16 protein-coding genes are annotated in these 24,452 nt (G+C 52.7%); 14 read left to right on the top strand and 2 right to left on the bottom strand.

What is annotated here, in order from left to right; translation table 11 throughout:
• The first annotated feature begins 13 nt into the window (after window positions 1-13).
• From GS398_RS20275 to GS398_RS20225, 11 genes are all read left to right on the top strand, one after another.
• Window positions 14-2,233, top strand: a complete 2,220-nt coding sequence (locus tag GS398_RS20275; protein WP_202406151.1) for a DUF7133 domain-containing protein — start codon at window positions 14-16, stop codon at window positions 2,231-2,233.
• A gap of 77 nt (window positions 2,234-2,310) precedes the next feature.
• Window positions 2,311-3,588, top strand: a complete 1,278-nt coding sequence (locus tag GS398_RS20270) for an MFS transporter (RefSeq protein WP_160908642.1) — start codon at window positions 2,311-2,313, stop codon at window positions 3,586-3,588.
• A gap of 225 nt (window positions 3,589-3,813) precedes the next feature.
• Window positions 3,814-5,169 carry an alpha-L-fucosidase gene (locus tag GS398_RS20265; protein ID WP_160908641.1) on the top strand — a complete coding sequence of 452 codons (1,356 nt, stop codon included), beginning with the start codon at window positions 3,814-3,816 and terminating at the stop codon, window positions 5,167-5,169.
• Window positions 5,170-5,318: 149 nt separating this feature from the next.
• Entirely contained in the window at window positions 5,319-6,575 is a 1,257-nt protein-coding gene (locus tag GS398_RS20260) for a glycoside hydrolase family 99 protein (protein WP_160908640.1), read from the top strand.
• A 26-nt stretch (window positions 6,576-6,601) separates the two neighbouring features.
• Window positions 6,602-7,888 carry a glycoside hydrolase family 99 protein gene (locus GS398_RS20255; RefSeq protein WP_160908639.1) on the top strand — a complete coding sequence of 429 codons (1,287 nt, stop codon included), beginning with the start codon at window positions 6,602-6,604 and terminating at the stop codon, window positions 7,886-7,888.
• 9 nt (window positions 7,889-7,897) lie between these two features.
• Complete coding sequence (locus GS398_RS20250; protein ID WP_160908638.1) at window positions 7,898-10,216, top strand: sialate O-acetylesterase; 2,319 nt, start codon at window positions 7,898-7,900, stop codon at window positions 10,214-10,216.
• Window positions 10,217-10,347: 131 nt separating this feature from the next.
• Window positions 10,348-13,311 carry a glycosyl hydrolase family 95 catalytic domain-containing protein gene (locus tag GS398_RS20245; RefSeq protein ID WP_160908637.1) on the top strand — a complete coding sequence of 988 codons (2,964 nt, stop codon included), beginning with the start codon at window positions 10,348-10,350 and terminating at the stop codon, window positions 13,309-13,311.
• 78 nt (window positions 13,312-13,389) lie between these two features.
• A complete protein-coding gene (locus GS398_RS20240; protein WP_160908636.1) occupies window positions 13,390-13,878 on the top strand; it encodes a CHRD domain-containing protein in 489 nt (162 codons plus the stop codon).
• Window positions 13,879-14,204: 326 nt separating this feature from the next.
• A complete protein-coding gene (locus GS398_RS20235; protein WP_160908635.1) occupies window positions 14,205-15,137 on the top strand; it encodes a glycoside hydrolase family 43 protein in 933 nt (310 codons plus the stop codon).
• A 20-nt stretch (window positions 15,138-15,157) separates the two neighbouring features.
• Window positions 15,158-16,531, top strand: coding sequence for a putative oxidoreductase C-terminal domain-containing protein (locus GS398_RS20230; protein WP_160908634.1), 1,374 nt, complete (start codon window positions 15,158-15,160; stop codon window positions 16,529-16,531).
• A 50-nt stretch (window positions 16,532-16,581) separates the two neighbouring features.
• Complete coding sequence (locus GS398_RS20225; RefSeq protein ID WP_160908633.1) at window positions 16,582-17,475, top strand: SMP-30/gluconolactonase/LRE family protein; 894 nt, start codon at window positions 16,582-16,584, stop codon at window positions 17,473-17,475.
• A 12-nt stretch (window positions 17,476-17,487) separates the two neighbouring features.
• Here the strand turns inward: GS398_RS20225 and GS398_RS20220 are convergent, their stop codons facing one another.
• Window positions 17,488-18,513, bottom strand: coding sequence for a LacI family DNA-binding transcriptional regulator (locus tag GS398_RS20220; protein WP_160908632.1), 1,026 nt, complete (start codon window positions 18,511-18,513; stop codon window positions 17,488-17,490).
• 208 nt (window positions 18,514-18,721) lie between these two features.
• On the opposite strand from GS398_RS20220, the gene GS398_RS20215 reads away from it, so the two are divergent.
• The 3 genes from GS398_RS20215 (at window position 18,722) to GS398_RS20205 (ending at window position 23,455) form a co-directional block, all read left to right on the top strand.
• Window positions 18,722-20,206 (top strand): xylulokinase, encoded by a 1,485-nt coding sequence (locus tag GS398_RS20215; RefSeq protein ID WP_160908631.1) that lies wholly within the window; start codon window positions 18,722-18,724, stop codon window positions 20,204-20,206.
• A gap of 41 nt (window positions 20,207-20,247) precedes the next feature.
• Window positions 20,248-21,576, top strand: coding sequence for a xylose isomerase (xylA, locus tag GS398_RS20210; protein ID WP_160908630.1), 1,329 nt, complete (start codon window positions 20,248-20,250; stop codon window positions 21,574-21,576).
• A 205-nt stretch (window positions 21,577-21,781) separates the two neighbouring features.
• The gene (locus GS398_RS20205; RefSeq protein ID WP_160908629.1) at window positions 21,782-23,455 is read left to right on the top strand and encodes a sodium:solute symporter family transporter; all 1,674 of its coding nucleotides are present in this window, start codon (window positions 21,782-21,784) and stop codon (window positions 23,453-23,455) included.
• Between the two features lie 118 nt (window positions 23,456-23,573).
• On the opposite strand, the gene GS398_RS20200 is transcribed toward GS398_RS20205, so the two are convergent.
• Entirely contained in the window at window positions 23,574-24,440 is an 867-nt protein-coding gene (locus GS398_RS20200) for a transglutaminase-like domain-containing protein (protein ID WP_160908628.1), read from the bottom strand.
• Window positions 24,441-24,452 lie beyond the last annotated feature (12 nt).

Raw genomic sequence — 24,452 nt, 5'->3', positions numbered from 1 at the left:
TAAATCACATATAATGAAAAGGAACATGAAACGGGTAATGGGTCTCCTATGCCTATCCCTGGCGGTTTATGCCTGTAAAGTAGCGCAAACGGCGCTTAAGCGCGATGCGGCAGGCAAGATCATCGTCGATCTTAACCCGTCTCCGGCCTACCTTTCCCCGGAGGAAAGTATGAAAACCATACACCTCCAAAAAGGCTATCACCTGCAGTTGGTGGCCGCAGAACCCATGATCCACGAACCGGTAGCCATGGTTTGGGATGGCAACGGCCGGATGTTCGTGGCAGAAATGAATACCTACATGCAGGACGCAGACGGGACGGGCGAAATGAACCCCATTTGCACGGTGAAGCGCCTGGAAGACACCAATGGCGATGGGAAAATGGATAAAGCCATCGTATTTATCGATAGCCTGGTGCTGCCGCGCATGATCCTCGCACTCGACGATCGCCTGCTGGTGAACGAAACCAACTCGAACCACATATTCAGTTACCGCGACACCAACGGCGATGGCGTAGCCGATGAGAAAAAAATGGTGTACCGCAACGACGTGATCAGCAAGGGAAACCTCGAGCACCAGAAAAGCGGCCTGGTTTGGAACCTCGATAACAAGATGTACGTGACAGTGGAAAATATGCGTTACGCGTACGAAAATGGCATGATCAAATCGGAGTTTCTGCATGAAGGTCCCGGAGGGCAATGGGGATTGGCAAACGACGATTACGGCCGCCTGTATTTCTCAGCCGCAGGTGCGGAAACGCCCGCGCTTAATTTCCAGCAGAACCCCGGTTACGGCCGCCTGGATTTTAAGGACCAGTTCGACCAGGAGTTCCAGGCAGTTTGGCCCATCATCTCTACGCCCGACGTGCAGGGAGGCAAGGGCCGTCTTCGTCCGGATAGTACGCTCAATCATTTTACCGCCTGTACCGGCCAGTCGGTTTATCGCGGGAACACGCTCCCGGCAGATCTCAAAGGCGATCTCATTATCTGTGAACCTGTAGGCCGCCTCATCCGCCGTGCGAAGGTGATCAATACCAATGGCAAGATCACGTTAGTAAATGCGTATAACAAGGAAGAATTCATCGCCTCGTCAGACATGAACTTCCGCCCGGTGAACAGCGCTACCGGCCCTGATGGTTGCCTGTACCTGCTGGATATGTACCGCGGCATTATCCAGGAAAGCGCCTGGACCAAAGTGGGAAGTTACCTGCGTCCGCAGATCACCGCCAGGAACCTCGACAAGAATATCGGTCGCGGCCGTATTTACCGCGTGGTATACGATGGTATGAAACGCGACAAAACCGTTCCGCGGATGCTGAGCCTTCCTACCGCCCAGCTGGTTCCCTATTTAACCCACGCCAATGCCTGGTGGCGCGAAACCGCACAGAAACTAATGGTGGTACGCGCCGACAAATCGGTGGCTCCCGCACTGAAAACGATGGCCATGACCTCCCCCAACCATCTTGCCCGCATCCATGCGCTGTGGACACTAAACGGTCTTAATGCGCTCGACCGCGAAACGCTCACCGCCGGTTTGAAAGACGCCGATTCACAGGTGCGCAAAACTGCGGTATGGATCTGCGATGAGCCGGTACGCAAAGGCGACGAAGGACTGATCGGCCTGCTGGAGCCCCTGAAGGATGATCCAAGTCCCGATGTCCGTTTCCAGCTATTACTTACCATGCGTTTCAGCAAGTCGGAAAAAGCCCGGAAGATCATTAAAGACCTGCTGGCCGCCAATCCAACCAACCAGTTGCTGGTAGAATCGCAGAAAAAATATACCGACGGTATTGCGGCCAAAGAGCTCGCCGAAAGAAATGCACGCCTGATGGCGGAGACCGACCGCAAACTGGTAGCGAACGGCGCGGTGATCTTTAAATCGCTGTGTGCGAGCTGCCACGGCGAAGACGGCAAGGGCATCGCCATTGGCGGAAAAGACATGCCGGCCCCGCCGCTGGCCGGTTCGAAAGACGTTAACGGCGACCCGGAGAAACTGCTCCGCATTGTGCTTCACGGCCTTACCGGCCCGGTGAACGGAAAAACGTACCCCAGCATTATGCCGGCATTGGGTGGTAACGACGATGAATATATTGCCTCCGTACTCAGCTACGTACGCAACGACATGGGCAATAAAGCACCTACCGTAAAACCGGCCGATGTAAAAAAGGTGCGCGACGCCACCGCAAGCAGAACAACTCCCTGGACGATGGCGGAGCTGGACGCGATTAAGAAGTAGGCGGTTTTACGTATAACGTTACTTTGCTACTTACGTAAATATTAATATCTTGTTCCCAACTTATTTCAACCAATCTTATGCCTAACATTCAAACTTCTAAGCTTTTCTGGGCGAGTTGCCTGGCGTTATTAGTTACTTCTCTTTCCTTCGGGATCCGTGCCGGTATAATGGGCCGGCTGGGGGCAGAGTTCCAGCTAAATGCCTCAGAGTTAAGCACCATCACCGCAACGGCGTTCTGGGGATTCCCCCTGGCCGTGGTTATCGGCGGTTTCATCGTCGACATCATCGGGATGAAGCGCTTATTGGTAATGGCGTTCGTTTTCCATTTACTTGGCATTGCATTGACCATCTTCGCCACCGGTTACTGGACCCTCTTCTTCTCTACCTTGCTGGTTGGTATTGCCAACGGTACGGTGGAAGCGGCCTGTAACCCGCTGGTCGCGTCGCTATATCCAAATGATAAAACCACCCGTCTTAACTATTTCCACCTATGGTTCCCCGGGGGTATCGTGATCGGTACACTCGTGGTGATGCTGTTTAACGAAATCGGCTATGGAGATATGTGGCAAGTGCAGGTGGGCCTGATGCTGATCCCTACCCTTATTTACGGTTACCTGTTCTCTAAACTCGAGTTCCCGGTTACGGAGCGTGTGGCTTCCGGTGTTTCAACCGGCGATATGTATAAAGCGGTGGTTTCGCCATTGTTCATTTTTATGTTTGTTTGCATGTTCCTTACCGCCATTACCGAGCTGTTTACCGGGCAATGGATCGGGTTGCTGCTTTCGAACGTGATCTCGAACGCAGTAATACTGTTAACGCTTACTACCGGTATCATGGTGGTGGGGCGGGCATTTGCCGGACCGGTAGTTCACCGGCTTGCGCCGCAGGGGGTACTGCTTTTTTCGGCGGTTTTCGCCGCTCTCGGGTTGTACCTGCTGGGGCATTCAACAGGCAGTATGCTCTATATCGGCGCCCTGGTGTTTGGTATCGGCGTATGTTACTTCTGGCCAACTATGCTTGGCTTCGTGGCAACCAATATTCCTAAATCGGGTGCATTAGGCATCAACCTGATGGGTGGGGCCGGCATGTTTGCCGTGTCGCTGTACACCATTTTTATGGGTAGCCGTTATGACGAATTGATCTTAAAACACCTGCCTGCGGGTGCTTCACTGGCAGAATACCAGGCAGCCGCTCCAGGTACGGAACAAGCCAATGCATTAGCTTCTGCAAATACCCTGGCCGGCCCGGAAGTACTGAACTTTACACTTACACTGCCCATTATCCTGATCATCGCCTTTGCGGGATTGGTATTTTTCATGCGGTCGAGGAAACCTGAAAAGCTCACCCACGCATAATATTAACCGGTTGTGGATCAGCTACTGCCTGAAACGGCAAATACACATCAGTCCAGCCGGGGCTGATGTGTTCTTTTTTTATGGGGACGGTTGCCCGACCGCCGGCCTGCCCGGTGAAACGCTCCCGGAAGAGGGTCACGCCGGCGGCAAGTTCCCGCGAATCTGGCTGCCCGGCGGTAAAAGACCGCTTCGGCAATTTAACAATGCCGGACTAATAACTAAACAATGAAGAAACAGCTCAGCCTTTTACTTTTAGCGGTAAGCTTTTATACGTGCGCGGCCCAACCCCTGCCAAAACCCGCTCCGCGCCAGCTGGAATGGCAGCAGATGGAGACCACCGCGTTCCTTCACTTCACCGTGAACACCTTTACCGATAAAGAATGGGGCGATGGTACCGAAAGCCCGTCGATTTTTAACCCGGTGGATTTCGATGCCAAAAAGATCGTCAGGATCCTGAAAGAAACAGGCTTCAGGCAGGTGATCATCACAGCCAAACACCACGACGGTTTTTGTTTATGGCCTTCTAAATACACGTCGCACTCCGTAAAAAGTAGTCCGTGGAAGAACGGCAAAGGCGATGTGGTACGCGAAATAGCCGACGCCTGCCGTGAATATGGCGTAAAGTTCGGCTTCTACCTGTCGCCCTGGGACCGCCACGAGCCCAGTTATGGCACCGCTGCTTACAACGCCTATTACAAGAACCAGCTGCGCGAGCTACTTACCAACTATGGCGAGGTGTACGAAGTGTGGTTCGACGGTGCAAAAGGCAAGGACGCCAAAGACATGGAATACGACTTTAAAGGCTACTGGCAAATGGTGCGGGAGCTGCAGCCAAAGGCGGTACTGTTTTCTGACGCCGGCCCCGACGTGCGTTGGGTAGGTAATGAAAAGGGATTTGCCGGGCTTACCTGCTGGTCGACCATCAACGCCTCCTCCGTGGGCATCGGCAAAGCCGGCCAGGAAAAATACCTGAATGAAGGCGACCCCAATGGTACTGACTGGGTGGCCGCAGAGGCGGATGTATCTATCCGCAAAGGCTGGTTCTACCACGCAAAGGAAGATTCGACCGTAAGAACAGGACAGGCGCTGGCAGACCTTTATTATAGGTCGGTGGGGCGCAACAGCCTGCTTTTGCTAAACATTCCGCCCAATCCCAAAGGGCTGCTCGGCGCGCAGGATGTAAAGAGCCTGGTCGATTTCAGGAACATCCTGGACGAAACGTTTAAGCTGAACCTCGCTTCCGGCAAAGCCGATAAGAAACTGGTGGACGAACAGCTCGGCACCTATGTAACGCTAAACGATAAAGAACCCATTACCATCGATTTTAAGCAGCCGGTTTCTTTTGACAGGGCCATGTTCCAAGAAAATATCGCCGATGGGCAGCGCAATGAAGAGGCGCTGCTCGAATATTGGGACGGTGCCGCCTGGCAAAAGATCGAGCAGTTTACCACCATCGGGTATAAGCGGCTGCTGCGGTTTCCGTTGGTAAAGACCACCCGGGTGCGGTTCACCGTGCTAAAAGCGAAGCAACCGGTGCAGTTAGCCGCTATCGGGTTTTATAAAGCTTCGGGGAAGGAATAGACGGGGTGCATCATTTTTGCGCGAAAAGAAAAACCACATATTTCCAAAAAATATACCCACACGTAACTATACCCCAAAAATTAGCCTTTTATTAATCAATTATTAATTGCGCCTGGTAGTTTTGACCGTACTTAACCGTGCCCAAACCAATGTCGAGACCTATCACGAAGCTTTTTTTTCTTTCGTTCCTCTTTTTCGCCGCACCCTCGTTTTCACAAAGTAAGCACGCCCGTACTTCCCTTTACAAAAGCTACAAGGGCCTGGTAATGGCCGGCTACCAGGGCTGGTTTAACACCCCCACCGATGGCGCTAACCGGGGATGGACCCACTTCGCCCTCGGCGGAAAGTTCGAGCCCGGTTTCACGAAAGTAGACATGTGGCCCGACGTGTCTGAATACGCTAAAACGTACCAAACGCCCTTTCTTGATAAAGAAGGCAGGCAGGCCTCCGTTTTCAGCTCCCACGACCGCTCAACTACCGATCTACACTTTAAGTGGATGAAGGATTACGGCATCGACGGGGTATTTATGCAGCGATTCGTTTCTAACCTGAAGGAAAGAAAATCACGTTTTCACATCACCCGGGTACTCGGCAATGCGCTCGATGCCGCACAAACCAACAAACGCGCCATCTCGGTAATGTATGATTTCTCGGGGATGCGCGAAGGCGATGAAGAAGTGGTGATAAACGACTGGAAAAATCTTGTCGACAGCCTGAAACTTACCGGCAGGCCCAACCAAACCTACCTGTACCACAACGGGAAACCGCTTGTAGCTTTGTGGGGCGTAGGGTTTAACGATGGGAGGCGATACACGCTTGTAACTATCAAAAAGATCATCGACTTTTTGCAGCACGATCCGGTATACGGCAACTGTGCCATCCTGCTGGGCGTACCCACGCATTGGCGCGAGCTGAATGCCGACGCAATATCAGACCCTGAGTTACTGGAAGTTTGCAAGCATGCCGACATTATACACCCCTGGTTGGTAGGCAGGTACAATGAGCGCAGCTACCCCCGTTTCCAGGCGGGCATAAAAGCAGACCTGGAATGGTGTAAGCTTAATAAAGTGGATTATGTGCCGGTGGTATTCCCGGGCTTTAGCTGGCATAACATGAAGCCGGCGAGCCCCTTTAACCAAACACCGCGTAACCGCGGAAATTTCTTCTGGCAGCAAGTGGCGGGCTGCATTAGCCTGGGCGCCGAAATGATCTACGTAGCCATGTTCGACGAAATTGACGAAGGTACCGCCATCTTCAAGATCTCGAAGAACCCACCCGCAGGCGCCAGCAGTTTTGTGACGTTTGAAGACGATGTGCCACCAGACCACTACCTGTTCCTGGCCGGCTACGCCGCAAGGATGCTGCGTAAAGAAGTACCATTTACGGCTACGATGCCAAAGAAATAACCTTGCCTAAACCAGGAGACCAAACTATGTTAACCAAACGTTCACTTGCCCTGTACTTGTTGTTCTTTGCCCTATTTACCGGGCATGCACAAACGCGGCATGCAAAAACCTCCCTGTTCCCTTCCTATAAAGGCCTCGTGATGGCCGGCTACCAGGGCTGGTTCCGCGCGGAAGGCGATGGGTCCAATTCCGGTTTCAGCCATTACTTTGCCAGCGAGAAAAAGGTAGGCATTGACCTATGGCCAGATGTATCGGAATACGAAAAAACATACCCTACACCGTTTAAGCTCGCCGATGGCAGCGCCGCCAGGTTATTCAGCTCTTACGATAAAAGCACGGTCGATCTGCACTTTAAGTGGATGAAAGATTACGGCGTCGACGGCGTATTTATGCAGCGTTTCTTTAGCGGGGTACGTACGCCCGAGTCGCGTAAACGCTCCAGTGTGGTGCTGCAGCATGCGTTGGAGGCTTCGGCGAACAATAGCCGCGCCATCGCGGTCATGTACGACCTTTCGGGACTGCGCGCTGCGGGAGAGGATTGCTCGGCCATCATCGAAGACTGGAAATACCTCGTCGACGAGTTGAAAGTAACCAACCGCCCCGGTAATAAAACGTATCTCTGCCAGGGCAATAAACCGGTGGTGGCCATCTGGGGTATCGGTTTTCCCGACAGGCCGTACAATATCCGCAACATCGGTCTCGAGAAGCTGATCAACTTTCTTAAAAACGATCCTCAATACGGCGGTTGTGCTGTGATGCTTGGTGTACCGGCTTTCTGGCGCGACCTGAATGCCGACTGCATTAAAGACCCGTACCTGCATACCATTCTCCGGAAAGCCGATATCGTGCTTCCATGGACCGTTCAGCGATTCACGCCGCTGCTGCACAATGATATGGACCGCTACCGCGACCTCCTGGCAGGCGATATGGACTGGTGCAGGAAAAATAACCTCGATTATGTACCTTGTATCACCCCCGGCTTTAGCTGGCATAACCTGAGCACGTATGAGTTCCCGGACGATGTGAAACCTTCCGGATCCATTCCCCGGCAGGGAGGACGCTTTTACTGGCAACAGGTAAGCACCACCATCCAGGCAGGTGCGCAGATGGTGTACGTAGCGATGTTTGATGAGGTAAATGAGGCAACGGCTATCTTTAAAACCACAGACCGGCCCCCGGTAAACGTAGGCGATGTTCAGTTCATCGGCATGGATGGTAAGCCGTCTGATCATTACCTGTGGTTAACAGGAGAAGCCGGGAAAATGCTGCGGAAGGAAGTTCCTTTCAGCAGCAAAATGCCCCAGAGGAAATAGGTTGACGATATGTTTAAAAGATCATTGTATATCCAGGTTGCCAGTTTGGCATTGATCTGCTTCGGTGTGATTAATCCGGCATTGGCTAAGATCAGGCTCCCGGCAATTATCGGCGAGCACATGGTAATCCAGCGCGGCGTGAAAGTGCCGGTATGGGGTTGGGCGGATCCGGGCGAAACGGTCACCGTGGAGTTTATGTCGAAGGTATTTAACGCCACCGCTGATGCCGCCGGCAACTGGTCGCTGAAACTGGATGTATACCCGGCAGGCGGTCCGTATGGTATGACCATCAGGTCGGCCGCGGGCGCTATCACGTTTAGTGATGTACTGGTGGGCGATGTATGGCTCGCCTCCGGGCAGTCGAACATGGAATTTGGTATCCAGACGGAGAAAAGCGGCGCCGCCGGGATCCCGAACGCCAAAGATGACTTGCTTCACCTGTTCTTCGTTCCGTTCGCTTCGTCGCTGGAGCCCCAAAAAGACATTGCGCCGGTGGCGGCCGGTTCCCGCAACGGGAAATGGATCGTGTGCACGCCCGAAGCCATGGCCGATCCGCAATGGGCGTGGCACGGCTTTTCGGCCGTAGGGTATTACTTCGCCAAGGAACTGCGCAATAACCTGCGGGTCCCGGTAGGTATGATCGCCACTTACAAAGGCGGCACCCCTGCACAGGCATGGACCAGCCTGCCCGGTTTAAAGCAACTGCCGGCATTTACCACCTACGTAAACGCACACCAGGCGCTGGTAAAGAATTACGAAACGGCAACAGCTGAGTACCCTGCAAAGTTGGCAGCTTACCAGCAAGCGATAAAGAAATGGAATTTGGACCCTCAGGGACCAAAACCAGCGGGGATAAATGCGCCGGATGGTGGTTTCGGCGCCCCCGCTAATTTATACAACGCTATGGTGGCGCCCCTGGTGCCTTATGGCATTAAGGGAGTGATCTGGTACCAGGGCGAGAGCAACGGCGACAAGCTCGCGCAGGCGGTAGAATATAGAACGCTTTTCCCGCGGATGATCAGCGACTGGCGGGCACAATGGAAACAGGGCGATTTCCCCTTCCTGTTTGTCCAGCTGGCTAATTTCCGGAAACCGGCTACCGCGCCTGCCGAAGGAAACTGGGCATGGGTGCGCGAGGCGCAGTTAAAAACCCTGTCGCTGCCTGCTACCGGCATGGCGGTGATCACCGATATCGGCGATGCCGCAGATATCCACCCAACGAATAAGAAAGATGTGGGTATACGTCTCGCACTGGCCGCGCGCAAGGTAGCATACGGCCAGCAGCTGGTGTATTCAGGGCCGGTGTACCGGTCGATGAGGATTGCCGGTAATACCATCGAGCTGACATTTTCCAATACCGGCTCGGGACTGACGGCCAACGGGCAGGAGCTGAAAGGCTTTGGAATTGCCGCTGCGGACGAGAAATTCGTATGGGCAAATGCGGTGATCCGGGGTAGCAAGGTCATCGTGTCGAGCCCCGGGGTAACCAGGCCTGTAGCCGTAAGATATAATTGGGCCGACAATCCCCCGGGTACCCTGGCAAATAAAGAAGGCCTCCTTGCGGGGCCGTTCCGCACCGACGATTTCCAGGCCATCCCATTTGAGCAGTGGGAACTGCCATTTAAGGATTTTGCCTTTCACTCGTACCAGCAAGACGGCCATACGCTGCCATACCGGCTTCATAAACCGGCGGTGATCGATAAGGGCAAGAATTACCCGATCGTGATCTTTATGCACGGCTACGGGGAGCGCGGTACCGATAACCGCTACCAGTTTTTTCGCTTCCGTCCAACGCCCTTCTGGGAAAAGTACCCCTGTTATGTGCTGGCGCCTCAATGCCCGGACCAGCCATCGGCGATGAATGTGCGCGACGATGTATGGGTAAACACCCCTTTCGGCGCCCCGGGGCATACCATGAGCGCAACCCCCGCCTGGCCGTTAGCATTGGCCATGAAAGTGATCGACCAGGTGATCAAAGAGAATAAGATAGATAAACGCCGCATCTACATCACCGGCCTTTCGATGGGCGGTTTTGCCACGTGGGAACTCCTGCAGCGTAAGGACGGTTTTTTTGCGGCTGCCATACCCGTTTGCGGCGGCGGCGACCTGGCCTTTGCGCCTAAGTTGGCAAAAACGCCGCTTTGGATATTTCATGGCGATAAGGACGTAACGGTATTACCTAAACGGTCGCGCGATATGACAGCGGCGCTGAAGGCTGCGGGGGGCGACCCGATCTATACGGAGCTGCCGGGAGTGGGGCACGGGGCCTGGGATCCTGCCTATGGAAAGCCGGAAGTGTGGGATTGGCTGTTCGCGCAGAAAAAATAAGTGATCAATCATTTCATCCCTTTGTGCCCTTTGCATAAACCACTGCGCCCTTTGCGTAAATAGTGCGCTTTATTTTGCGCAAATACCGCAAAGAGCTTCGCAAAGAACGCAAAGGTAATTTGTAGCCAATTATGAAGAAATACCTCCTGTTGCTGTTTGCAGCCGCCATTTCCGTGGCAACAAGATCCCAGACCGTATTTAACGCCCAAACGCCGGTATACGAAGCAGATTATAACCCGCAAAATAACAACCTTACCATCCAGGCATGGATAACAGTTGATCCCGCCTGCCCCGAGGGCGCGCAGGTGTTTAACAAGCTGATTGGCGACAGCCGCTCAGCCTACCGCCTCGAAACGGGTAAGGGTACCCTCCGTTTCTTAAATACGGGCGGCGATGTAAGCGAAGGCAAGCTGCCTACCGGGAATGAACCACTGATGGTAACGTGCGTGATCGATCGCGGAAAAAAGGTCCAGTCTCTCTATATTAACGGTACGCTGGCCGCTGCCACACCGGTGGCGGCTATGGTTTCTTTTAGTAAAGAAGGAGGTCCGTTGCGGGTGGGCGGCGATCTTGCCGGCGAACATCGCTTTAAAGGCGTCGTCACCAGGATCGTGATCTACAACCGTGCTTTCGGGGAAGCTGATGTAACGGCCGGGTTAAAAGAACCGAAGGACTTACCCGGCAGGGTCTCGCAATGGGATTTTCCGGCCATATTGCCGGCCAGTGCCGTTCTTCCGAATAAAAGCAATGGCGGTACCGGGCTGAAACCTGCGCGAATATACCGGTATGGCGCATCGCCGGGCGACCCCATGAACCTTTGGTATAACCATCCTGCCTGGGAGTGGGTGCAGGCATTGCCCATCGGGAACGGTCGCCTGGGCGCGATGGTGTACGGGGGCGCAGACGAAGAGCAGGTGCAGCTGAATGAAGGGACCATCTGGGCTGGCGGACCGAACGACCCGGTCAATCCTTCCGCCGGCAGCGCGATGAAAAAGATCCGTGCCTTGCTGATGGACCATAAATCCGCGGAGGCGGAAAAGCTCTGGAAAGACTCGGCCATGGCCATCCCGCTGCACCAGCCGCAGTACCAGACACTGGGAAACTTATGGATCAGGTCTGTACTGCCGCCGGGAGAGGTGATCGGGTACCTGCGAAAACTCGATCTTAGCACAGGCCTCACCACTACCGCTTTTACAATTAACGGGACCTCGTATGTGCGGGAAACCTTTGTAAGCGCGCCTGATAATGTGCTGGTGATGCGCATCTGGAGCACCAGGCCGGGCGGTGTCTCTTTCACCGCTTCGCTTAACTCGCTGCAAAAAACGCAGGTAACTGCCGGCGACGGCACCCTGGTGATGCGCGGTACTGGCGGCGATGGCGAAGGCGGGATGAAAGGCAGGATCGAATTTTCCTCTCATCTGCGGGCTGCCGCAAGGGGCGGATCAGTAAACGTAAGCGATGCGGGCCTGGTGGTCGCCGGGGCGGATACCGTTGTGCTTACCTTAACCGCGGCAACGAACTATGTGAACTGGAAAGATCTTTCGGCGGACGAAGATGCCATCGCCGACAGGCAGATAGATGCGGCAGGCAGGAAAACTTATTCACAGTTGAAAGCAGCACATGTGGCTGATCACCAGCGCTTATATAACCGTGTTTCCATTGACCTGGGATCAGGGCCTGGCAGGCTCAGGCCGACCGATGAGCGCGTAAGGCGTTTCCAGGAGGGAGGCGATCCGGGTTTGTCATCGCTCCTGTATCAATATGGGCGATACCTGCTCATTGCCTGCAGTCGCCCGGGCGGACAAGCTGCCACGCTGCAGGGGCTTTGGAACGATAAACAAACCCCACCGTGGGGAAGCCGCTATACCATTAACATTAATACCGAGATGAACTACTGGCTGTCTGAAACGGCCAACCTTTCCGAATGTGGCGAACCCCTTTTTAACCTGATGAAAGACCTCAGCGAAAGCGGTATGAAAGCAGCCAGCCAGATGTACGGCGCGCCGGGCTGGACGGCCCACCACAACGTAAACCTATGGCGCGATGTGGCGCCTATCGACGGCTCTTCGGGCATGTGGCCCATGGGAGGCGCCTGGCTTTCTACGCATTTATGGGAACATTACCTGTTTACCGGCGACAAGGCGTTCCTGCGAAAGTATTATCCCGCCATGAAAGGATCCGCAGAGTTCCTGCTGGGTATCCTGGCGGAGGAACCGGTGCATAAATGGCTCGTGATATCCCCCTCGTACTCCCCGGAGAATGGCGGTATTACCGTGGGCGCTACCATGGACATGTCTATCACCCGCGACGTTTTTGCACAGGTGCTCGCCTCCGCGATAATCCTTGGGGTGGATGCCCCTCTCCAGGCGAAGGTCAAAGCTGCGCAGGCACGGCTGGCACCGCTGCAGATCGGTCGGTTGGGGCAGTTGCAGGAGTGGCTCGAAGATAAGGATAGCCCCAATGACCATAACCGGCATGTTTCTCACTTATACACGGTGTTCCCTTCTAACCAGGTTACCCCGGCTACCCCGGAACTGTTTAAGGCTGCCCGGCAATCGCTGCTGCTGCGCGGCGACGGAGCCACAGGGTGGTCGCTGGCCTGGAAGATCAATTTCTGGGCACGTTTCCTGGATGGCGATCACGCTTACCTGATCCTGAGTAACCTGCTTGGCGAGCCGGGATCAAAAGACCCGGCAAGAGGCGATGGCGGCGGGTTGTTCCCCAACCTGTTCGACGCGCACCCGCCATTCCAGATCGATGGCAACTTCGGGTTTACCTCGGGCGTGAACGAAATGCTGATGCAGAGCCAGAACGGATCGATCGACCTGCTGCCGGCACTGCCTTCGGCCTGGCCCGCAGGCAGCGTCAGCGGCATTGTGGCGAGGGGAGGCTTCGAAGTAGGGGTTACCTGGCGGGATAAACAATTGCAAAGCGCTGTCATCCAGTCCAGGTATGGAAATTCCTGCAAGCTTAAACCCGGGGTCCCGGTTAAAATCACCAGCAATGGCCGGTTGGTTAAAACGAGTGCGCTAAACGGTGTCGTTTCATTCCCGACGATTGCAGGCAGGGTGTACCAGGTTGTACCGGTGAAATAGTGTAAAGGGCTGGCAAAAAACGCTGCCCGGGCAACCTTCCCCGTGCTCGCTCCCGTATCTCCTGGAAAACTATTAATTATGAAAGCTATATTTAAGAGCAGGATCCTTGCTGTGATCCTTTTGACAGGAATTTTTGCGATCACTTTGCAAAGCTGCAGTAAAGACGACGAGGATACTGCCGGGCAATATAAAATGGTAGACGTTACCTTGTCGGGCGCACAGGAAGTGCCTGCCAATGCCAGCACGGGCACCGGTTCAGCCCACATCATGTACGATACCAAAGCGAAAACCATTAATTATACGCTAAGCTGGCAGCTGGGCTCGGCCACTGCAAGCACCGCCAACATGCACTTCCATGGAGCGGAAGACGGCTCAGACACCAAAAGCTCACCGGTAATTATCGGGATCACCGGTTTCGCCACCACCAGCTCCGGCGGTATTACCGGCACCACCCGTGCCCTCACTGTCGCAGAAGAAGCACAGTTCCTGGGCGGTAAATGGTATTTGAACGTACACAGTACCACCATCCCGGCAGGGGAGATCAGGGGGAATATTAAGTTTCAGTAACAGGGCTGTTGTTTGATAAGGGAAACGGGACCGGAAGGCCCCGTTTTTTTTTGATGGTAGTGGCGGAGCTTGCTGGTTTTTGTCAATTAATCCGCCCGTGCTTTCTGCTTTAGCCAAAATATTATTGGAGCGACCAGGCCCCCCCCAATTACCTTTCACCTTCCAGTGTGCTTATTTGATGAAGCAGGCTCACACCAGGGCGTAAAGCGGGCTACGCCAGGCGACCTTCTGTGCCAATCTTTGCGTGTATTTGCGCCCTTTGAGCGAAATGATTACTCCATCGGTTTCTCTTAATTTCCTATATTGCATCGTTTTCAAACACCATTATGAATCGCTTTACCTGTTTATTGCTATCGTTATTCATTACATTTTCGGCACTGGCGCAGGAAAAGCTTCCCAAAGAGATTTATTTGTTCAGCTATTTTAAAGGTAACGGCGAAGACGGCCTTCACCTGGCCTACAGCACGGACGGCTATGCCTGGAAATCGTTAAAGGGCGATAGCTCGTTTCTCCGCCCGGTACTTAGTAAGGACAAGCTGATGCGCGATCCCTGCATTATCCGAGGTGTTGATGGTTTGTTTCACCTGGTGTGGACCGTAAGCTGGACCGAAAAGGGCATCGGCCATGTCAGTTCGAAAGACCTTATCCATTGGTCGGAGCAGCAATTTATCCCTGTAATGGGCAAAGAAGAGGGTGCGCGTAATTCCTGGGCGCCCGAGATCACGGTCGATCCTAAAACGAAAGAATATCTTATTTACTGGGCTACCACCATCCCGGGCCGCTTTAACGAAACGGCCTCTAAAGCGGATAACGGTTACAATCACCGGATCTATTATGTAACTACCAAAGATTTTAAACAGTTTAGCGATACCCGGGTACTTTACGATCCCGGCTTTAACTCGATCGATGCCACCATCGTAAAGGATGGGAAACAGTTTGTGATGTTCCTGAAAGACGAAACACGTGAGCCGCCGCAAAAGAACCTGAAGATCGCATTTGCCGGTAAACTGGCAGGCCCGTATTCGGCAGCCAGCGCACCGATCACCGGCAATTACTGGGCTGAAGGACCAACCACCCTGAAGATCGGTAACCAGTGGATCGTTTACTTCGATAAATATACACAGCATAAATACGGCGCGATAACGTCCACCGACCTGAAAAACTGGACGGATATTTCGGATAAGATCACCCTGCCCGCCGGTATTCGGCACGGGTCGGTTTTTAAAGTAACTGCCAAAGAATTCGCTAAACTTAAATAGCAATAATTATCCTCCTTGTCATGCAAAAAATAAAACATGCCGGCTACCTGGCGCTATTATTTATGGCCTCCTGCACCAACAATTCCCGCACGGCGGAAGAAAAGAGCAACGTACAGCTCATTACGCTCGATCCCGGGCATTTTCATGCGGCACTGGTCCAGAAGTCGATGTATCCCGGCGTAGATTCGGTGGTGCACGTATACTCGCCGGGTGGCGATGACCTGAACTTTCACCTCGACCGCGTAAAAGGGTATAACACCCGCGCCGAATCGCCCACACACTGGAAAGAGGAGGTGTATACCGGTCCCGATTTCTTCGGGAAGATGATCGCAGAGAAAAAAGGGAACGTAGTGGTGCTTTCGGGAAATAACCAGAAGAAGACGGAATACATCAATAAATCGCTCGAAGCAGGCTTTAACGTGCTGGCAGATAAGCCGATGGTGATCACTTCGGGTGATTTCGAAGTGCTGAAAAGCGCTTTTAGTACGGCCAAAGCGAAAAACGTATTGCTGTACGACATCATGACCGAACGTTATGAGATCACTACCATCCTGCAGCGCGAGCTTTCCATGCTGCCCGGGTTATTCGGAACCCTCGAAAAAGGTACCCCGGAGAATCCTGCCATCACAAAGGAAAGCGTGCATCATTTTTATAAATACGTTTCAGGAAGCGTGCTCACGCGGCCAGGCTGGTTTATGGACGTTTCGCAGCAGGGCGAAGGGATTGTGGATGTGACCACGCACCTGGTCGACCTCGTGCAATGGGAATGCTTCCCCGACCAAGCGCTCGATTACACTAAAGATGTAACCATCAATTCCGCAAAACGCTGGACCACCCCGATGACGCTGAGCCAGTTCAGCGCCATAACCAAGTTGAGCGCGTTCCCGGAATATCTTAATAAAGAAAAGTCGAACGATAGTACGCTCGCTATCTACAGCAACGGCGAGATCAACTACACCCTAAAGGGCGTACATGCAAAAGTATCGGTAACCTGGGCGTATAAGGCGCCTGAAGGGGGTGGCGATACCCATTTTTCGGTGATGCGTGGCAGCAAGCTGAACCTGGCCATCAGGCAGGGAAAAGAGCAAGGCTATAAACCAGCGCTGTATCTCGAAAATGCAGGTACGCTGCCGGATGAGAAACTGGTACAGGAGCAATTTAAAACCGTAGAAGCCAGGTACCCCGGTATCACGCTCAAAAAGCAGGCTAACGGCTGGGAAGTAGTGATCCCGGAAAAGTATAAGGAAGGCCATGAATCTCATTTTGCCCGGGTGACCGGGAAGTTCCTCGACTACCTGAAGAATGGCAGCATTCCTGCCTGGGAAGTACCCAATATGCTCACTAAGTACTATACCACTACACAGGGGTTGGAAGTGGCTAAAAAAACGAAATAGGAAGTTGCTCAAGGCTCAAACCTTAACCTCCTGTCCTAAACACCCGTCAAATGAAAAAGATCCTCTTGATTTGCCTTGCTGCAACAGCTATGTATAACGAAAACGTAATGGCACAAACAGACAGCCTTACTGCAAAAGGGGCCGCGTTACAGTTAATATCGTCGCAGTTCAGCTTTACAGAGGGGCCCGCACCCGATAAGCGCGGGAACGTATATTTCACCGATCAGCCGAACAACAAGATCTGGAAATACGGTACGGATGGCCGGCTGACGCTTTTTATGGATAATGCGGGCCGCTCCAACGGTCTCTATATCGACAAGAAGGGAAATATCCTTTCCTGTGCGGATGAAAAAAATGAGCTCTGGCGGATCTCTCCCCAAAAGGAAGTAACGGTATTGCTCCGCGACTTCGAAGGCAAGCTGCTGAACGGCCCGAATGACCTTTGGTTAAATAAGAACGGCGACATTTACTTCACCGACCCGTTCTATGCACGCAACTATTGGACACGCAAAGGGCAGGAGATTAAAGAGATGAAGGTATATGTGCTTCGGAAAGGGAAAAAAAAGGCCGAAGTAGCCGCCGACGGCTTTAACCGCCCCAACGGAATCGTAGGTACCCCGGATGGTAAATACCTGTACGTGGCCGATATCGGCGGCGACAAAACCTACCGCTTTGAAATAAACAAAGACGGCACCTTAACGGGCAAGACCCTGCTGATTGCCAAAGGCTCTGATGGAATGACGCTCGATAGCCGCGGCAATATTTATCTCTGCGGAAAAGGGGTGACGATCTACGATAAAGAGGGTAAAATGCTCCAGAACGTCCCGGTGCCGGCAAAATGGACAGCTAACGTATGTTTCAGCGGCAAAAACAGGGACGTATTGTTTATTACCGCCTCCGAATCGGTATACACGATCCAGATGGCAGTGACGGGAGTGGAGTAGTAACCTTCAGCGTCAAACCCCCTGACGCCCCGTCGATTCCCTCACCACCAATACCGGGTCGAGCACGATCTGGCTCGTGCCGACCGGTTCTTCTCCTTTGCCGATCGAATCGAGGAATAAGCCGGCGGCAGTTTTTCCCATGATGCGGGTTTGCTGATCGATGGTTGACAGCGAGGGCGTGATATAAGGACTAAAGCCCTCGTTTGCAAAGCCGATCACCCCGAATTCGGCAGGAACCGCGATCCCCCTGGTTTTTAACTGCTGGATGGCACCCATGGCCGTAAAGTCTTCTACCGCGAAAATGGCATCGGGGCGCCCGGATTGCGACAGCAGCTTTTCAGTACATATTTTACCGGATTCGATAGAAACATCGCCGAATTCTACCAGTCGCTCCTCGTAGGGTAGTCCGTAGTCGCTCAGCGCGTCGCGGTAACCGCGCAGCCGGTCATTGAAGATCTTGATCTGCTGCCGCGAATTAATATGCGCGATGCGATGGTAACCCTGCCGGATAAGGTGTTCGGTGGCGATGTAGCCGCCCTTGTAGTCGTCGATAAATACGGAAGGCACCTCAAGCGTGTCATTGGTACGGTCGAACAGGATGAGCGGGATGTTGCGTTTCTTAATCTCTTTGAAGTGATCGAAGTCCTTGGTGCCGAGTGCGATGGAAGCGATGATCCCGTCGACATGCAGCTGCAGGAAGGTTTCTATTCCCTTCACCTCCTGTTCAAAAGATTCGTTCGATTGGTACAGCAGTACCGTGTAGCCATTGCGGTTCATGGCCTGTTCGATGGCATGTACCACCGATCCGAAGAAATGGAGCTCCGCGCTCGGAATGATCACCCCGATGGTGTGCGTGCGCCCCGATCTCAGCGACGAAGCGATCTTGTTTTGCCGGTAATTTAATTTCTGGGCCATCTCCTTTACCGCCTCCTTGGTAATGGTACTGATGGCCGGATGGTCGTTTAACGCCCTCGATACAGTGGAAATATTGGTTTTTAATTCCTTAGCAATGTCATGTATGGTGGTTTTTTTTTTCAAGATTTGGTTAAATTTCGTTGAAGCTATCACTTTTTTTAGAAACCTCCATGTGCCAATCCAAAAACCCTATAGGAATAACGCAGCTTGCATCATACGGAGCTTCATCGACGTTAAATGCAAATTATTTAAATGAAAAATTTGATAGATATAAATTTAAATATACTTTTATGCAAACGTTTGCATTTTAACTAACCATTCTGCTGGTCCCATGTATTTGTTAGGAATTGATATCGGTACGTCCGCGGTAAAAGTGTCAGTGATCGAGGCGGCTACCCAGCAATGCGTAGGGAGCGCACGGTATCCCGACATCGAATCGGAGATCATTTCTGTAAAACCCGGTTGGGCGGAACAATCGCCCGACATGTGGTGGGACCACGTAAAACAGGCCATCGCACGCGCAAATGCCGCCAGGACCTATGATCCGAAGGAGATCAGGGCCATTGGCATCGCCTACCAGATGCACGGTTTGGTAATGGCAGACGGCGAAGGCAACGTGATCCGGAACTCCATCATCTGGTGCGACAGCCGCGCGGTAGAAACGGGGAACGAAGCTTTTGATGCCATTGGCCACGAAAAATGCTTGTCGCACCTGCTCAATTCGCCCGGCAATTTCACCGCCTCCAAGTTTGCATGGGTAAAAGCCAATGAACCGGAGCATTATACGAAAACAAGCACCATTATGCTTCCCGGGGACTTTATCGCCATGAAGCTTACCGGCGAAGTGACTACCAGTATCTCCGCGCTCTCTGAGGGGGTTTTCTGGGATTTTAAAGAAAACGGGATTTCCGCTGACGTGATCAGCCAGTACGGTTTTAACCGGGAGGTGATCCCCGCCATACGTCCGGTTTTTGCGGAGCACGGAAAACTCACCAACGCAGTAGCCGGTCTTCTCGGGCTAACTGCAGCGATTCCCGTTACCTATAAAGCCGGCGATCAACCCAACAATGCACTCTCTTTAAATGTGCTTAAGCCCGGCGAAGTAGCGGCAACGGCGGGCACATCAGGCGTAATTTATGGGGTAAGCGACCACCTCACGTACGACCAGCAGTCGCGCATCAATACTTTCGCACACGTAAATCATGCCGTTGGCGCCGATCGCCTGGGCGTGCTGTTATGTATAAACGGAACCGGGATATTAAACAGGTGGACAAAGAACCTCTTCGCTTCTGATACCGGTTATGAGGAAATGAACGGCATCGGCAAACAGGTTGCCCCTGGCAGCGACGGCTTGCGGGTGCTTCCCTTTGGCAATGGCGCCGAGCGCATGCTGAACAACAAGATCGTAGGCGTACATTTCCAGCACATAGACCTCAATTTGCATACCCGTGCGCACATGTTCCGGGCGGTACAGGAGGGGATTGCGTTCGCTTTCCGTTACGGCCTCGATATTATGCGCGAAAACGGCATGGTTCCCAATGTGATCCGCGCGGGGCGTGCCAACCTGTTCCTGAGCGACCTGTTTACCGAGGCATTTGTGAACGCCACCAACGTGCCCGTAGAGCTTTATCCCTGCGATGGCAGTATCGGCGCTGCATTGGGCGCCGGGATCGGGGCAGGGATCTATGCATCGCCGGAAGAAGCGTTTAGCAACAGCAAACCGCTTAGCCTGGTGCAACCGCATGCTACAGAACTTTATGAAGCCGCTTACCAGGAGTGGAAAACGCTGCTGGAACGTCAGCTAGCTATCTCGTAATAATTAACTTTTATTCATCATTTATAAATTAAGTAAGCAATATGGCAGTTCTCTTAGGCAGTAAGGAGTATTTTAAAGGCATCGGCCAGGTAAAATTCGAAGGAACGGAATCCGATAATCCGCTGGCATTTAGGTGGTACGACGAAAATAAAGTAGTGGCCGGAAAAACGTTAAAGGAACACTTTCGCTTCGCGGGAGCTTACTGGCACTCGTTCTGCGGAAGCGGCGCTGATCCTTTCGGCGAGCCTACCCACCTGTTTCCCTGGGATGAACAAAGCGACCCGGTTGCCCGTGCGAAGGATAAAATGGACGCAGCTTTCGAGTTTCTTACCAAATTGAACCTGCCGTACTATTGTTTTCACGATGTGGATCTCGTGGATTATGGTAACGACATCGTGGAGAACGAACGCCGCCTGCAGGAGCTTGTAGCGTACGCCAAACAAAAACAGGCCGATAGCGGCGTAAAGCTGCTTTGGGGAACGGCAAACCTGTTTTCGCACCGCCGCTACATGAACGGTGCCGCAACCAATCCTGATTTCCACGTACTTAGCCATGGTGCGGCCCAGGTTAAGGCAGCGCTGGACGCCACCATCGCCCTTGGCGGAGAGAATTATGTGTTCTGGGGAGGCCGGGAAGGGTATATGTCGCTGCTAAATACCGACATGAAACGTGAGCAGGAACATCTGGCCCGTTTTCTCCACGTTGCGAAAGATTATGCGCGCAAAAACGGCTTCAAAGGGACCTTCTTTATCGAGCCGAAACCCTGCGAGCCTACCAAGCACCAATACGACTATGACTGCGCTACCGTGATCAGCTTCCTGAGGCAATACGGCCTGATGGACGATTTTAAGATCAACATAGAAGTGAACCACGCTACATTGGCCGGGCACACCTTCCAGCACGAGCTTCAGGTAGCCGGCGACGCGGGGTTACTTGGGTCGATTGACGCCAACCGCGGCGACGTGCAGAATGGCTGGGACACCGACCAGTTCCCTTACGACCTGAACGAGCTTACCGAATCGATGCTGGTGTTTATCGAAGCCGGCGGCCTGAAGGGCGGCGGTGTGAACTTCGACGCCAAGATCCGCAGGAACTCTACAGATCCCGAAGATCTGTTCCTGGCGCATATCGGCGGGATGGACGCGTTCGCCCGTGCTTTTATCACAGCCGACGCCATTCTCCAACGCTCTGATTATAAGAAGATCCGCCAAGAGCGCTACGCTTCTTTCGACAGCGGTAAAGGGAAATCTTTCGAGGAAGGCGCGCTTTCGCTCGAAGACCTTCGCGACTTCGCGGTAGCCAATGGCGAGCCGGCCGTGAAAAGCGGTAAACAGGAGCTGCTGGAGAATATCGTAAACCGTTATATATAATAGTATTAAGCGGAAAGCTTAAGCGGAAAGCGACTTGCGGCATGTATAGCTGAAGTGGCAAAGAGGTTATGCGCAACGCATGAGCGCTCCGCTTTAAGCTTTCGCTTTTTTCTAAAAAGTGTCAGCAGGACAATTAAATCAAAATAACATTTTGAAAAGAAAATATATATTTGTTGGTTAGCAATATAAACCTAAACTGATATTCATGGGCCAATTAGCAGGAATCGACTACGTCGTCTTCATCATTTACTTTGTCATTGTAGCGAGCTACGGGATCTACATTTACCGGAAAGACCGGAAAGTTAACAAGGATACGCAGGATTTTTTCTTAGCAAAAGGCACACTGACCTGGTGGGCGATCGGTGCTTCATTGATCGCTTCCAATATCTCCGCCGAGCAATTCATCGGCATGAGCGGGAACGGTTTTTTTGTAGGGGTAGCCGTGGCGGCATATGAGTGGCTGGCGGCAATTGCGCTTATCATCATTGCGGTCTGGTTTATCCCGATTTACCTCAAGAATAAGATTTACACCATGCCGCAGTTCCTTAAAACGCGGTACAATGAAACGGTGGCGTTGATCATGGCTATTTTCTGGCTGTTTCTTTATGTATTTGTGAATCTTACGTCTATCCTGTACCTGGGCGCCGTAGCCATTAACGGCTTGTTACCCGGCCAGGAATACCTGCACGTAGTGATGATCGCGTTGGCGGTTTTTGCCGTGATCATTACCCTTGGCGGGATGGAAGTGATCGGGTTTACCGATGTGATACAGGTGGCGGTACTGATCTTCGGCGGGTTGGTAACTACCTATGTGGCTTTAAACGTGGTGGGATATGATAACGGCGCCGTCGCCGGCTTTAAAGAAATGATGAAATCGGCGCCGGACCATTTCCACATGATCCTGGAAAAGCCGAATGCGTCTACCTCGCAAAACGACATTAATAAATACCTGATCCTTCCCGGCATCCTCATGTACGTGGCGGGCCAGTGGATCGTAAACCTGAACTACTGGGGTTGTAACCAGTATATTACGCAGCGTGCGCTTGGTGCCGACCTGCAGACCGCCCGCACCGGGATCCTGTTTGCGGGCTTATTGAAGCTGATGATGCCTATCATCGTGATGGTACCGGGTATTGCGGCTTATGTGCTTTTCCAGCGTGGCGATCTGCCTGGCCTGAAGAACATGGATGGCGCCTATTCGGCAGTGCTCGGGTTCCTGCCAACCGGTTTAAAGGGACTTTCGATCGCGGCGTTAACCGCGGCCATCGTAGCGTCGCTGGCAGGAAAAGCAAACAGTATTTCGACGATTTTTACCCTCGATATTTATAAAAAGTATATCAAAAAAGATTCTACCGAAGTGCAGATGGTATGGATCGGAAGGATCGTGGTACTGGTAGCTATGGCGGCGGCCATCGCGTTTACCTGGGAAGATCTTCTCGGTATCGGAAGCGCGGGCGGGTTTACTTTTATCCAGAAATATACCGGCTTTATCAGCCCGGGCGTGTTCGCGATGTTCCTTCTCGGTATGTTCTGGAAACGGACAACCGGCGCTGCGGCGGTATGCGGACTGATCACGGGTTTACTGGCCTGCTGGTTCCTGAACGAGTATGCGCCGGCTGTGTTTGGTAACGATACCTTCTTCTATACCGCTTACTATAACTCCACGGATAAGGCTTACCAGATCCCTTTCCTCATCGCCATGGGACTTTCATTTATGTTCACCATGATCGTTATGGTGGCGGTGAGCCTCGCCGGGCCAAAGGTGAACGCGAAAGCATTTGCCCTCGATACCAAGATGTTCAAGATCGCCCCGGCTCACGTTGCCCTCATCGTGGTCACGCTGCTGATCATTACGGCGTTGTATGTGAAGTTTTGGTAAGCTGTAAGCTGATAGTTTGTGCGAAATAATGAAACGGCGGCAGCTCTTATTTAGGGGCTGCCGCCGTTTTAATAATACTTTACATGCTGACTACCGGTAACTGACTACCGGCAACTGATCACTGGTCACTACTAAAGATTCCCAACAACCCCGTCAGTTCCTCTACTTTCGTTGCCGAGCCCATTTTCTCGTAGGCGCTTACCAGGTTTCGGATGATCCGTTTTACGATATCGACGTTGGTGCACGGTTCGTAAAATTGCTTGTCGGGCTTCACGTTCAGTTGTTTCAGGAAAGAGTCGACATCTCTTCTTCCGAAAATGAAACCTTTGTTAAAGGCGTTAATGTAAAAGAGAATGCCGCTTTCAAAATCGCTTTCCTGGCTTTCGTCTACGTAAGCCAGGATAAAGTGCTGGGGCAAATTAACGCCGTAAACGGGGATGTCGAGCTTTTGCGCGATCACCGAGTAGATAATCGCCAGCAGGATCTGGTTACCCTTTTTGGTTTCCAGCACCTGGCTGATATAAGAGTTTTGCGGGTCCTGGTGATTGGTGGTATTGCCCGAAAAACCGTAAATAGTATACAGCACGTGGTTGATAAGCTTGATCTTTTCCACTGCGCTCATGTCATACAGCAGCTGCAGCCATACTTCGCGCTTGATCTCTTCGATCTGGCCGATGATCTTTATGTCGTCGAGGTCGGGATACTGGTACTTGTTAACGATGATCACGCCCTGCAGCAGGTCAAACGCGCCGCTGAGGTACCAGAGTTCCAATTCGGTTTTCATGTTCTGGTATTGGATCCGGTGTACGAGGTCCTCTATTCTCTCCTGTAAAATGGCATCGAAAGATTGCTCCCAGGCGTCTTCCAGGTACTCGATCACGTCATTGCCGTAACTGAGCAGCTTTTCCTCCACGTGCCCCGATATTTCCTGGTCGGGATCATCCAGTAATTTGATCAGTGAAGCGATTTCGCGGTGGTTAACCATGCTTTTCTGCGG

Origin of the sequence: Hufsiella ginkgonis, assembly GCF_009834915.1 — a bacterium.
GTDB classification, from domain to species: domain Bacteria; phylum Bacteroidota; class Bacteroidia; order Sphingobacteriales; family Sphingobacteriaceae; genus Hufsiella; species Hufsiella ginkgonis.
This window is presented reverse-complemented; position numbering and strand designations above follow the sequence as displayed.

Bases quoted from the DNA above. Each gene is read 5' to 3' on its own strand.
- GS398_RS20235 (WP_160908635.1), top strand. From the start codon at position 14,205: ATGAATCGCTTTACCTGTTTATTGCTATCGTTATTCATTACATTTTCG.
- GS398_RS20240 (WP_160908636.1), top strand. From the start codon at position 13,390: ATGAAAGCTATATTTAAGAGCAGGATCCTTGCTGTGATCCTTTTGACA.
- GS398_RS20200 (WP_160908628.1), bottom strand. From the start codon at position 24,440: ATGGTTAACCACCGCGAAATCGCTTCACTGATCAAATTACTGGATGAT.
- GS398_RS20270 (WP_160908642.1), top strand. From the start codon at position 2,311: ATGCCTAACATTCAAACTTCTAAGCTTTTCTGGGCGAGTTGCCTGGCG.
- GS398_RS20215 (WP_160908631.1), top strand. From the start codon at position 18,722: ATGTATTTGTTAGGAATTGATATCGGTACGTCCGCGGTAAAAGTGTCA.
- GS398_RS20250 (WP_160908638.1), top strand. From the start codon at position 7,898: ATGTTTAAAAGATCATTGTATATCCAGGTTGCCAGTTTGGCATTGATC.
- GS398_RS20225 (WP_160908633.1), top strand. From the start codon at position 16,582: ATGAAAAAGATCCTCTTGATTTGCCTTGCTGCAACAGCTATGTATAAC.
- xylA (WP_160908630.1), top strand. From the start codon at position 20,248: ATGGCAGTTCTCTTAGGCAGTAAGGAGTATTTTAAAGGCATCGGCCAG.
- GS398_RS20245 (WP_160908637.1), top strand. From the start codon at position 10,348: ATGAAGAAATACCTCCTGTTGCTGTTTGCAGCCGCCATTTCCGTGGCA.
- GS398_RS20230 (WP_160908634.1), top strand. From the start codon at position 15,158: ATGCAAAAAATAAAACATGCCGGCTACCTGGCGCTATTATTTATGGCC.
- GS398_RS20260 (WP_160908640.1), top strand. From the start codon at position 5,319: ATGTCGAGACCTATCACGAAGCTTTTTTTTCTTTCGTTCCTCTTTTTC.
- GS398_RS20255 (WP_160908639.1), top strand. From the start codon at position 6,602: ATGTTAACCAAACGTTCACTTGCCCTGTACTTGTTGTTCTTTGCCCTA.
- GS398_RS20205 (WP_160908629.1), top strand. From the start codon at position 21,782: ATGGGCCAATTAGCAGGAATCGACTACGTCGTCTTCATCATTTACTTT.
- GS398_RS20265 (WP_160908641.1), top strand. From the start codon at position 3,814: ATGAAGAAACAGCTCAGCCTTTTACTTTTAGCGGTAAGCTTTTATACG.
- GS398_RS20275 (WP_202406151.1), top strand. From the start codon at position 14: ATGAAAAGGAACATGAAACGGGTAATGGGTCTCCTATGCCTATCCCTG.